Origin of the sequence: Endozoicomonas atrinae (assembly GCF_001647025.1) — a bacterium.
GTDB classification, from domain to species: Bacteria; Pseudomonadota; Gammaproteobacteria; order Pseudomonadales; family Endozoicomonadaceae; genus Endozoicomonas; species Endozoicomonas atrinae.
This window is the reverse complement of the sequence record NZ_LUKQ02000060.1, coordinates 1-12,113: the sequence shown is the minus strand read 5'-3', so window position 1 is coordinate 12,113 and position 12,113 is coordinate 1. Positions and strand designations below refer to the sequence as shown.

Genomic DNA, 12,113 nt, shown 5'->3' with positions numbered 1-12,113 from the left:
TCTTTTTTATTCTCTAAATAGGAACAATCGCACTTTCCACCCTCTATTGATCTGGCTATCTGATACTTAAGCTCACAACAAAACTCCTGCCAGTTCTAATAGACTGATAACGATTGACAGGTCTTACACTCTGCAACAGGTAACAAAACGCCCTCAATAACAAAGTAATGAGGGCGCTTTTAAAATCAGCAGATCAACCCTGTTCTTGTATAAATCAGGCTTTCCCCATACGCATCAGAATTTCTTCCTTAGCCTGCAGGCGCTCCAGCTCACGCTGCCCTTCTTCTTTCTGACGCATCAGCTCATTGAACTCCATACGAGCCTGCTGAGCCAGTTCAGATGCAGCCTGTCTCTTCTCATTGGCCTCGATGGCAACCTGGGTCAGTCGCTCAACTTCCTCGAGCATATGTGCAGGCGCATCTCCAAGATCAGAGCCCGTTGCACCACGTGCCATGGCTTCCATACGAATCTGTTTTTTAAGTGCTGCCAGCTCTTCATGCGCCTGACGCTCTAGACTTACAGCTTCTGTCGCTTGATCCTTCAGCTGTTCAAAACGAGCCAATGCAGAACCTTCCAGACTCCATGGATCCACTTCTGGCAGTTCTTCAATATTGATGGTCGGTTCTTCATAGCCTTCCTGACGTGAAATATCCAGCATCGTGGCTTTCACGGCAGAAACCATCAACATCACCGCAATCACCAACAGTGGCAGACCACCGACAATAGCTGCAGTCTGCAATGTTGACAGACCACCCATAAACATCAGCACAGACGGCATCAGTGACAATGTGAACGCCCAGAACAGGCGATTCCAGCGCATAGGGTCTTCAGTCACATTATTCTGCACAACCGACGCCAGAATAAAGGAGATGGAGTCAAACGTGGTTGCAGTAAAAATAATACAGAGCACGGTAAACAGCGCGATAATCAGATAACTGAATGGCAGCTGTTCCAGAACACTGAAGATCGCGGTTGTAGCGCCTTGCTCATTCAAAATACTGACAACATCCAACTGACCAGAAAGCTGCAGGGATAAGCCAAAGTTACCCAGAACCATGAAATAAACGGCACAGCCAAAGGATCCGCAGAATATAGCTCCAGCTACCATCTGCTTAATGGTACGACCTTTGGAGATACGAGCAACAAAAAGCCCCATACTAGGCGCAAACACCAGCCACCAAGCCCAGTAGAAAATAGTCCAGTCCTGTGGGAAATGAGTATCTTCAAATGTACCATAGCCACCAAAAGGCTCTGCCCATGTAGCCATTACAAAGAAATTGGACATCATCCGGCCAATGGAATCTAATCCGGTTTCCACCATAAACAAGGTTGGGCCACAGACAAAGATAAAGGCCAGCAGACCAATAGCACCCCAGAAGTTGATATTACTCAACAGCTTGATACCACCATCCATCCCTTTATATGAGGAGTATGCAAACAGCGCGGTACATACCATCAACACACCAATCTGTGTAGCATTGGTCGATGGAATTCCGGTCAGGTAGGTTAACCCTTCGTTAATCAGGGGTGCCGCAAGACCCAGAGTGGTTGCCGCTCCACCCAGGAGGCCGAAGATAAACAGCACGTCAATCACTTTACCAATCGGGCCATTGCTGCGCGCTTCGCCAAGTACCGGCATCAATGCTGCTGATACTTTCAGTACCGGGTTCTTACGCACATGAAAGAAATAAGCAATAGGCAACGCTGGTATCATGTAGATACACCAGGCGATTGGTCCCCAGTGGAAAATACCGTAGGTTGCCGCCCAACGAACAGCTTCTTCACTGCCTGGTTCCAGCTGGAATGGTGGCGCCTGATAGTAGTAAGCCCACTCAATACTTCCCCAATAAAGAATACTGGCACCAATACCACCGCAGAAGAGCATGGCAGCCCAGGACGCTGTAGAGAATTCAGGCTTCTCATCCGCATCCCCCAGTTTAATCTGACCTATATCCGAAAAAACCACATAGGTCATAAACAGTACAGCGGCCAGACCGAGTGCCAGGTACAGAACACCCATCGTATCGGTCATGAATGTTTTAGCTATAGCAATCCAGTGAGCCCCCTCATCTGGAAACAGTGCTAATGGTATAACTACCGAGATCAACAAAATAACCGCACCAAAAAAGGTCGGCTTATCAATAAGCTTAAAATGCTCTTCCATCGTCTTTGGTCTTCAAGAATAAACAGCCGTTGCAGCTGCTAAAACAATAATTTTCAGGTGTGCGCAATAAGGATGTTAAATTCTCTGGCTTCATGTTCATGGTGAACATCATGCCTGATATGCCACTCCAACCCGCCATTTATATATCGGAATTACCGAAAAGGTAATAAGTAGAAAGACCTACAAAACTATTGGCAATATCAATCAGCACGCGCTATGAATAAGGGAATAGGTAAACAACGGAGTAGGTATAATCCGCCTGATTATTTTACAATCTACTGACAGCATTAGGCGGGAAACTTGCCTTTTAGGGGGCATTGGACACTCAATAGCTGAGTGGCCAATGATTAAATCAGCCCCTGTAAAAGTCAGCCTCACCCTCAGGACGATTTTTAAAACGACGATGCAGCCACATATACTGCTCAGGATGCTCGCGAATTTGCTGTTCGACAAACTGGTTAACCTGAAGCGCATCCTGATAATCATCACCGGAAGGAATGCCTTCCAACGCAGAATGCAGGTGAACCTCGTAGCCTTTGGCGTCAGGAAGTCGAGTCACCGTCATGGGTACCACTTTAGCCCTTCCTGCTTTGGCAAGGCGAGAGGTACTGGTAATCGTTGCTGCCGGAATACCAAAGAAAGGCACAAAGAGTCCATTTTTGGACCCATAGTCTTGATCAGGAGAGTACCAGACAGTCCTGCCCGACTTTAGTGAGCGAAGCATTCCACGAACGTCTCGCCTTCTCAACAACTGACTGCCAGGATCAAAACGATGCCTTAAACGACGCTGAACGTACTCAAAAACCGGATTCCCGTGCTCGCGGTAGGTGGCATCCACGCTGTGGCGCTGGGTGATCAAGCGGCCTGCCAGCTCTATGGTGGTGAAATGCATGACCATCAGGATGGTTCCGTCGTTAGACGCCAAGTTTTCAAGCCCTTTATAAGATACAATTTTCTCCAGCCTGTCTGAAGGCCACCACCAGGCGATGGTAACCTCCATAATACCAATACCTACTGACTCAAAGTTTTTCTTCAGCAGTATTTCTCTTTCGTCCTGGCTAAGCTCAGGAAAACATTTCTCAAGGTTGACCCGGGCAACATGAACACGGTCACCAGCCACCCAATAAGCGATACACCCCAGCCATCGTCCCAGCTGGAGAATCCAGCGATAAGGCAGCAGGGAAGGAATAAACGTTAACCCGATACCCAGCCAGGTAAGCCAGTACTTCGGGTGCAGATATGCCCGGCGAAAGACATCATCTTCACGGGCATCAGCCATGTTTTGCGACATACGGGCATCAGCCATGTTTTGCGACATATAGATTAATTCAATACTTGTATCTGATCGTTGAGTTCTCTACGCTACAATCTGTTGTATAAAAAGCTGACCATTTAATCTGCTGCTTATCAGAGTTGTACGTTATGACCCTTCAACTGCAAACCGGTACTGCCGCTGCAGCTTTCAAGATGACAGGTGGTATTTATACACTGACTACTCTTGAATTGCATTCTACGAATCCAGCGGATATTACCAATCAGCTGGAGAACATGACACGCAAGGCGCCCAATTTTTTCCAGCAGACGCCTGTTATCATCGCCTTTGATCGACTAAGCCAGGAACAACCACCGATAGATCTTTACAAACTGCGACACAACCTCCAGCAGTTTGGCCTGATTCTGATCGCTGTTCGTGGCGGTCATGAAAGCCATAAACAGGATGCCATGATGGCAGGCATACCCTGGCTTCCATCCCCAAGGCAGCAAAACCGGGAAGAGGATGAAGATTCTGCTGATAATGTTGAAACCAATGTTGTCATCATGCAGAAGTCCCGCACCGCCAGCAGCCCTGCAGCAGAAGCTGCTAACCAGACGCAAACGCCACCGGTGATACAGAAGACCACCCTCATAGAGCATCCGATTCGCTCTGGTCAGCAAGTCTATGCAGAGGGAGACCTGGTCATTACCAGCCCGGTCAGTTCCGGCGCAGAGCTTCTGGCAGGCGGCAATATACACGTCTACGGTCCATTGCGCGGCCGAGCTCTGGCAGGTGTCAATGGCAATACCGATGCCAGAATCTTCTGCCTGCAGTTTGAGGCAGAGCTTATCTCCATAAACGGTCAGTATAAGATGCCCTCAGCATCCCATAACAGTGATCCTCTCTGGGGTAGCAGTGTAATTGTATCCCTTGAGGAGCAAAGCTTGCACATAAAGAAACTTTAAGAAATACTGGACAACAGTTCAGTTCTTGATTTATGACAGGATTTCACCTTGGCTCGTATTATTGTTGTGACTTCTGGAAAAGGTGGCGTCGGAAAAACCACCACCAGTGCTTCCATTGCAACAGGATTGGCTCTTAAAGGTCACAGGACAGTTGTCATTGACTTTGATGTAGGCCTTAGAAACCTGGACCTCCTGATGGGCTGTGAGCGACGTGTCGTATACGACTTCGTTAATGTAATTAACGGTGAGGCCGAATTGCATCAGGCTCTGATCAGAGACAAACGCACAGAGAACCTATCCATTTTGCCGGCCTCTCAAACCCGGGACAAAGAGGCACTCACTCACGAAGGTGTTGAAAAAGTCCTGAACCAGCTGGCGAAAGACTTTGAGTACATCATCTGTGACTCTCCGGCAGGTATCGAACACGGTGCCCTGATGGCACTCTACTTTGCCGATGAGGCTATTATTACCACGAATCCTGAAGTTTCATCCGTTCGTGACTCTGACCGTATCCTGGGTATTTTGCAGAGTAAGTCCCGTCGTGCGGTAGAAAATCTTGAACCCGTTAAGGAGCATTTGCTGGTAACCCGCTACAATCCTGATCGGGTGACACGCGGAGAAATGCTTAATATTCAGGATGTCGAAGAAATTCTGGCGATACCTCTGATTGGTGTCATTCCTGAATCTACCTCTGTATTAAAAGCCTCCAACCAGGGGGTACCGGTAGTATGCAATACCGACAGTGATGCCGGTCAGGCATACAACGATGTGGTTGCCCGCTTCCTGGGTGAAGACATACCACACCGTTTCCTAGAACCCGCCAAGAAAGGGTTCTTACAGCGCATGTTTGGAGGAATAGGATGAATCTTATGCAGCTATTCCGCTCATCACGCAAAGAAGACAACAGCGCCGCGATTGCCAAGGAAAGGCTGCAGATCATAGTAGCCCATGAACGGAACAGTCGAAGTGGGCGTGATTTTTTGCCAGCCATGGAGCGGGATATTCTTCAGGTTATTCAAAAGTACATAGAGATCCAGCAGGAATGCATTGACATCAAGCTGGACTCTCAGGATGGCTGCTCCATTCTGGAGGTGAATGTTCAGCTGCCGAACTGACGGCAGCTGAACACCTTCAGCCATTTGCCACCTTGATGACCCACTGCTGATAGAAAGGTCTCAATGCGCTCCATCCCAGACCGCTGACATCTGGAGCGATAAGTCTCTCCCCCTGTTCTTTTTTTCTGGCTATTTTTTCAAGATGGCTGGCTAAGGCCTTCGCTTCTTTTTCCGGCTCACTTTCCAAGGATGGATAACGAAGGTGCCCGGCAAATAACTCTGGGTATGCGAGACGATCGGGAACCACAGGAACACAACCCGCCGCCACCGCCTCCAGCACAGCAATCCCCTGAAAGTCATGAATAGCGGTAGACAGCACCACATCACTGGTCCGGAGCAATAACCGATACTCCTCAACACTGTTAATAAACCCCCAGTAACCAATGTTTTTAGAAAGCACTTTGCGCATTTCTGCATACACCGGCGGAACCTGACGAAAGGCCTGTCCGACAACATGTATTTTGAAAGGCACCCCACGGCTATCAAGAGCCTTCAGTGCATTGAACATACGTTCAGGACCCTTGTCATACTCCCAGCGGTGATTGAATACAATCTGCAACACATCACGGCTGTTATGCTTCTCTTTAAGAAAAACATCATCAGGTAGCGGAACAGGCAGAACAGATGACTTCTCCTGCAACAGGTCGAGAATATTACCAGGCACAAAATCCGGCAGTTTCTTCAATAACTGCCGCACACCTTCAAGAAAGGTCTGTCGATTATAGGCTGAATTGAAAAGCACTTGATCAGCTGCCAGGGCCGTATATAAGTTCAGCATCAATGGCTCGACGGTGGCATTTTACTGGCCGGAAGCCGGGTAGGCAAACTGGTTCTCATGGAAATAGCAAAGTACTGGCACATTGGCCAATGCTGGCACCATCCCTTTCAGCGCCGACAGGTCCGTCATTGAGGTACATATCAGTAAGTCATAGCCAGCACTGAGCACTTCTCTCTTCGAGTACGCCCAGGTGAGGCTGTTTCCACGTAGACGCCAGCTGAAATAGCGGGGAGGCAAAGTCAGCACTGTCCAGTCATATTCCGGAAAGGCCCTCACCAAGCCTTTACGCCAGTACTGGTGACTCAGGGCATCATAAGCCGAAAGCAGAAGAATCTTCATTCATCGTCCTAATATAAACTTGCGCAAACTCATCCCATCACGAAATGAAATAAAACATATCTTTGTAGTAAGATCACAACTTCAATTGCAAGGTAGCCCCATGAGCAAAGAACACTTTAATCAGGAGCTTATCCAGTTCCTAAATGCTTCTCCAACCCCTTACCATGCGGTAGCCACCATGGTGGCCAAACTTCAGGAAGCGGGCTTCCAGCCATTGAATGAGTCAGACTTCTGGTCTCTCAAAGAAGGCGGAAAATATTACGTAAGCCGTAATGGATCTTCCATTGTTGCGTTTACCATGGGCAAAACCGAGTTGGGCGCCAGAATGGTGGGAGCACACACTGATTCTCCCTGCCTGAAAGTAAAACCACAGCCAGAATTGAACAAGCACAGCTATTTTCAGCTAGGCGTAGAGGTTTATGGCGGCGTCCTGTTAAACCCATGGTTCGACCGTGACCTTTCACTCGCCGGCCGTGTCCAATACCTCAACGACCAGAATCAGCTTTGCCATCAACTGATCAATTTTGAGCGCCCTATCGCCATCATCCCCAGTCTGGCCATTCATTTAGACCGCGAAGTGAATAGCGGCCGTGCAGTCAATCCACAAAACGACATTCCCCCGATCCTTTTCCAGCTCGCCGATGATGACAAAGTCGATTTCCGGGAGCTACTGAAAGAAGAACTGACACGCCAAGGTCACAACGACTGCCAGAAAGTGATGGAATATGACCTCTCTTTCTATGATACCCAAAGTGCTGCCGTTATTGGTCTGAACGACAATTTCATCGCCAGTGCTCGACTGGACAATCTGCTCAGCTGCTATGTTGGCCTGGAGTCTCTGATTAATCACAAAGCATCTGACGCGACCGCTCTTCTGGTGTGTAATGATCATGAAGAAGTTGGCAGTGTCTCAACCACCGGTGCTCAGGGACCGTTCCTGAAGAGTGTACTGGAAAGAATTTATGGAACCGGTGAGTCTCTGACCCGAGCCATGAACCGCTCAATGCTGATTTCAACGGATAATGCCCACGGCATCCACCCCAACTATGCCAGTAAGCATGACGAGCATCACGCACCGAAACTTAATCACGGAGCTGTCATCAAAGTCAACGCCAACCAGCGTTATGCCACCAATGATGAAACCTCTGCTCTTTATCGTACGCTTTGCCAGGCTAGCGGCAGCAAAGTCCAACACTTTGTTACCCGTACCGATATGGCCTGCGGTAGTACTATTGGGCCACTGACCGCCGGTGTACTGGGCGTACGCACACTGGATCTTGGGTTGCCAACATTTGGCATGCACTCAATCAGGGAGCTGGCTGGGAGTGAAGATGCCTTCGAACTCAGTAAAACGTTATCCCATTTTATGAAACTGGCAGAGCTTCCATTTACCAGTTAACTATCTCACTGCTGGCTCTTAAACGAGAGCCAGCAAATATCTAGGGCCTAATGATGTTTTGTTGCAAGCTCAGCGGATCAGGGCGCTCCTATGACGAGGCGTGGCATTGCAGGAATACCCTAAGAGCATAAAGGCCAGTTGCCTTTCAAAATGTCTCAACGAAGACATAGGGACGCCCTGATCCGCCCGGAGGGTGACCCAGAAAAGCGCCACCTGCTTTGTCAGACATGCTTGATATAGAATAACTACACGCTACGCAAATCTTTCGCGCATATGGCGCTTTTCAGGACCACTGAGCACGCAGCGAAACATCAACAGGCCCTAGAGATATCGTTTACCCTCCAACTAAAGCTGAAGCCATTTTTTCAATACAACCATGCCGGGATAAAAGCGCTTCTACCTTTTCAGCCTCCTCCTCCAGCTTGCTCAAGCATTGCTGCGGGCTCTCGACAAAATGTTTTCTATTATTAGCATTAGCACCTTGAGGCCTGCCAGAAGGTTTTTTAGGCAGGCTCTTCAACCACAAACTGCGGAAGCGAAATGCTTCTTGTGTTGAAACATTTGCCAGACCAGCTGACTCAAGCAACCATTTCATCTTGCTAGTTTCTTTTTGAACGTCTTGCATCTGAATCTGAAACTCATCAGTCAGTAGCTCTTCTCCAGTATCTTTTAGCTCAATGCTTTTTGCCATCAGTTCATCCAGCACATAAAGTTGATCCATTATTGGTGCAGAAAGTTGCACAGCCAGGTCATTACACAATTTACTGACATCTGCAGATAGTTTTTCAAGCTCTTCTGGTGACGTTTGTATCGTATATCTCATATCCTCTCGCCCATATCGATAATCCCAGTAATATTTTTTGGACATTGCAGACAACTCCTTTGTCGTATCCAGTAAAGAGAGGTACCAGGATGATTTCAGCGGTATTTTTATCAACTCTACTCTGGAATAGTAGTAAAAAAGGCTTCTATTTTTCTGGCTGCAGATCTCTTTAAATAGTGCCATGGCTTGATCAGAGTCGCCTTTCCTGAGAAGAGCCATAGCAGTGTCAAACCTGGCCTCATCTGATTCTTTTTTGATAGCGACCTGAGCAGTGGCAGGGCAAACAGGCAGAGGATATTTGTCTTCTTTTACTTTATCCACTTCCTCCCCTTCCCTACCTGTCATCTCAAGACCATCTTTATCTGGACTCTTTGCAAGCTCGGCCTCTTGTTTCAGCTTGAGCTCATCCAGATCCTTTTGCTTTTCCTCAATTTTTTTATCTAAAAGAGATTGATGTTCCTTTACGCATCTGTTTTTTTCATGAAAAATCTCAAAAATCATTTTTTGATATTTATTCCACCTTTCTGGAACCCCTGCAAGACTACAACGATTTTGTAAAAAACAATAGGCTTTCATGAAAAAATTGAATGCATTAATAATGGCTGTATTATTTTTAAAAATTCCCGAGGATTCTGTTTCCAATCTATTCAAAAAATCCTTATAAAACCCGGCAATTAACTTTTCCTTTAATTCAAATCCAATATCATTATAACTCGCTATATCAGGAGCCATTTCCGACCACAGTGTGAATGGAGCTTGGTCTAAAAAAAACAACAGTTTGGAAAGTCCATCGCCTAAAGTAGAAAGATCAAAACCTCGACTTCTTTCCTTGACAATCATAGAGAACACTTCAGCCAGAAAAATGCTATCCTTTTTTGATGCCTCGTTTAATCTGCAACGCAATCCAGTGAGAATAACTTCTGCTGACCTTTCTTTGAATCTATCAACTTCCTCCCCAATGCACCACTCCTTATTCTTTCCAGATGAATTCAGAGAAGAAAAGCAACCACCTGCATCCAACCTTATATAAACACAGGTCAATAAATGGAGATGGGAAACGCGGATTGTACGCCCCTGACCCCGTCGATCCATTAGATCAATAACCGCTTTAAACTGCTCACAGCATTGTGACAAATTACCCTTGCGAAAATCATCAGCCAGTATTTCAAAATGTTCAGGCATAATAGAGTCATCTTTGCCTCCCCTTCTTTTTTTTCCTTTACCCTTTATATCTGCCCCTTCCGCTGCTGGAGCACTGCATTCCAAGGTTTTATGGACCGAATCCTTCCGTCGAAGGATAGTTACCTGCTTTTCTTTGGGTTCAACACGCGCCTGAAAAGCTGGCTCTTTTACATTTCTGGCCTGCACTCCACAAATGACACCTTCCCTCAAAGAGCCTCCTTGCTGAGACTCACTGCCACTCTGCTTCACTTTTCTCCTGTTTCTTTTTTTCTTTTTCACCTTGACCTGTTGGCTTTCACTCTCTATTAATTCATTTCCTTTTCTCTCCTCAATGCTTGCCTGAGCACCAGGTTCATCGTCCGCACCCAGAACAAGCAATTCCGAAAGCTCTGGAAGCGCTGACTTGCTTTTACCTACCGCTCTCATATCAAGTGAAAGGGGAGGCTCCAGAGGTTTAGTTCCAGTAACCTCCAGTGTTACAGAATTTGTTTTATCAACAGAAGATAAGGCATTTTCAGTAGCAACACCGGCAACTGATATGGAGTTTGCTAGGTCATTATCTGCGGAATGCGGCAGCCCTTTGCACTTTTCCTGCGCTTTGCTTTCACTCGCCACAACACCTGTAGCCGACCTTATCTCAATATCAGTACTATTAGTTTCTGCTCCAGAAGGTGCTGGCTTGAATTCGGGCGCCAATGGATTCAAGCCAGGTACCAGCTTAGCACTGCCACCACAATCTCCTTGATTTTCAGCGTCCATGCCCGGGGGATATTTAATCTCGGAATCGTCAGGGTCAAAACCTTTGCCTGAGATCCCTTCAGGAGGGCTCACAGTTTGCAAAAAAGAAGTGCAATGCTCAGCAACCTGTACAGGCGGATATTGAATCTGAAAAGGTGGGGGATTCATCAATTGCCGAGTATTTGGGACATAGCTAATACCAGGAGGCGGTATGTAGCCTATAGTCGCCGTCCCTGTATTCGCAACAGGCATCCCATTCCATGAAGTTTGAGGAGGTATAGGTTGAGGCAGGCAAATAATTTGACCTGATGCTGGAATAACCTGCACATTAACGTACTCCCCGCCTGGATAGAGCACTTTGGCTTGTGGCTGCACAATGTAATTCTTCTTGGTTCGTAGATGGTTTACTGTTTTAATTAGAAAACCTGAAATGATAAAAGTTCAGACTTGAACTATAAATATCAATAGCTGCCTTGGGAGCTAGCCATAACAAAAGGGAATGTAATTTAAAACAATAGAATCCTTTTCGTTATTCTAATCAATAAATTAAATAACTAAATCTCATTACTTTATAAATATAACAAAGTTACCAAAAGCAAACTCAACATTATAAATCATTACTTTCTCACCAATAAAATTTCAACAACTTCGCCGGTCTCCAACAGTGGGCTCATTCAGTCTAAGAGACTCTATAGCTTGGATCAATTGGTGAGTCATATTTTTATAATTTAAAATCTGGCAATGATATTACCCATACGCCCCCCCAACCTTTAGGCTGACGAGCTACTCTCTTTGGAAGAAGATTCCTCTTTTTTAAGGGCAGTCAACTCATCTTGCAGCCTCAGATGATGATGTAAAAGTTCATCGACCATCTGTCCATTAGATTTCAGTCTTTCCTGATGCTCACCAGCACTTAGCGACAAGGACTGCTTTTCCCCAGCCTCACCTTGCCGCTCACATTCGACCCTGGGAATTTTCGAAAGCCAGTTCTTCCTGTCATCAAAAGCCTGATCCAGCAGACAGGTTGAGAACACTAAAAGTGGTAGAATATCCCCCATTTTTTTATGAGCTTTTTTAACTTCCTGGAGATGCCATCTCAGTGTATCCAACTCACCAGCGCTTAACTCCTCAGAGATAGAGTCCACACTGTCTCTCAAATCATCAATAGTAAAGCGCTGTAAATAAATTTGAGTACGCCACTTATGATAAAATTGCTTTATTTTCTCATCAATAGTCCGGACAGTTTTCCGAAATAGGCAACCATGAGAGGAATCAACCAGAGTAGAGAATCCTAATAATCTATCTGTTGATACCTCCTCTCATGGAAATCATAGTTAAGTCTGCTCTGGACAGTA

9 protein-coding genes and 1 pseudogene are annotated in these 12,113 nt (G+C 46.5%); 4 read left to right on the top strand and 6 right to left on the bottom strand.

What is annotated here, in order from left to right; genetic code table 11:
* Positions 1 to 214: 214 nt before the first annotated feature.
* Both AK963_RS10695 and lpxL read right to left on the bottom strand, forming a co-directional pair.
* Positions 215 to 2,164, bottom strand: coding sequence for a BCCT family transporter (locus AK963_RS10695; protein WP_066015440.1), 1,950 nt, complete (start codon positions 2,162 to 2,164; stop codon positions 215 to 217).
* Between the two features lie 352 nt (positions 2,165 to 2,516).
* Positions 2,517 to 3,482, bottom strand: coding sequence for an LpxL/LpxP family Kdo(2)-lipid IV(A) lauroyl/palmitoleoyl acyltransferase (gene lpxL, locus AK963_RS10690; RefSeq protein ID WP_238593693.1), 966 nt, complete (start codon positions 3,480 to 3,482; stop codon positions 2,517 to 2,519).
* Between the two features lie 104 nt (positions 3,483 to 3,586).
* Here lpxL and minC point away from each other — a divergent pair, with 104 nt between their 5' ends.
* From minC to minE, 3 genes are read left to right on the top strand one after another with little or no spacing between them, the layout of a single operon-like run.
* Positions 3,587 to 4,384: a septum site-determining protein MinC gene (minC, locus tag AK963_RS10685; RefSeq protein WP_066015439.1), complete on the top strand. Its 798-nt coding sequence runs from the start codon at positions 3,587 to 3,589 to the stop codon at positions 4,382 to 4,384.
* A 48-nt stretch (positions 4,385 to 4,432) separates the two neighbouring features.
* Positions 4,433 to 5,248: a septum site-determining protein MinD gene (gene minD / locus AK963_RS10680; RefSeq protein WP_066015438.1), complete on the top strand. Its 816-nt coding sequence runs from the start codon at positions 4,433 to 4,435 to the stop codon at positions 5,246 to 5,248.
* Positions 5,245 to 5,499, top strand: a complete 255-nt coding sequence (gene minE / locus AK963_RS10675) for a cell division topological specificity factor MinE (RefSeq protein WP_066015437.1) — start codon at positions 5,245 to 5,247, stop codon at positions 5,497 to 5,499. Before minD ends, minE begins: the two co-directional genes overlap by 4 nt.
* A 16-nt stretch (positions 5,500 to 5,515) precedes the next feature.
* Here minE and AK963_RS35280 read toward each other — a convergent pair whose 3' ends face one another.
* A complete protein-coding gene (locus AK963_RS35280) occupies positions 5,516 to 6,139 on the bottom strand; it encodes a glycosyltransferase (RefSeq protein ID WP_338011549.1) in 624 nt (207 codons plus the stop codon).
* Positions 6,116 to 6,616: pseudogene (locus AK963_RS35275) on the bottom strand (tRNA-queuosine alpha-mannosyltransferase domain-containing protein); the annotation flags it as partial. The gene AK963_RS35280 and the pseudogene AK963_RS35275, both read right to left, overlap by 24 nt.
* Positions 6,617 to 6,716: 100 nt before the next feature.
* Between AK963_RS35275 and AK963_RS10665 the strand changes: the two are divergent.
* The gene (locus tag AK963_RS10665; RefSeq protein ID WP_066015436.1) at positions 6,717 to 8,015 is read left to right on the top strand and encodes a M18 family aminopeptidase; all 1,299 of its coding nucleotides are present in this window, start codon (positions 6,717 to 6,719) and stop codon (positions 8,013 to 8,015) included.
* A 334-nt stretch (positions 8,016 to 8,349) separates the two neighbouring features.
* Here AK963_RS10665 and AK963_RS10660 read toward each other — a convergent pair whose 3' ends face one another.
* Together AK963_RS10660 and AK963_RS10655 are read right to left on the bottom strand one after the other, a co-directional pair.
* Entirely contained in the window at positions 8,350 to 11,133 is a 2,784-nt protein-coding gene (locus AK963_RS10660; protein WP_139117351.1) for a hypothetical protein, read from the bottom strand.
* A 395-nt stretch (positions 11,134 to 11,528) separates the two neighbouring features.
* A complete protein-coding gene (locus AK963_RS10655; RefSeq protein WP_066015434.1) occupies positions 11,529 to 11,903 on the bottom strand; it encodes a hypothetical protein in 375 nt (124 codons plus the stop codon).
* Between the last annotated feature and the right edge of the window lie 210 nt (positions 11,904 to 12,113).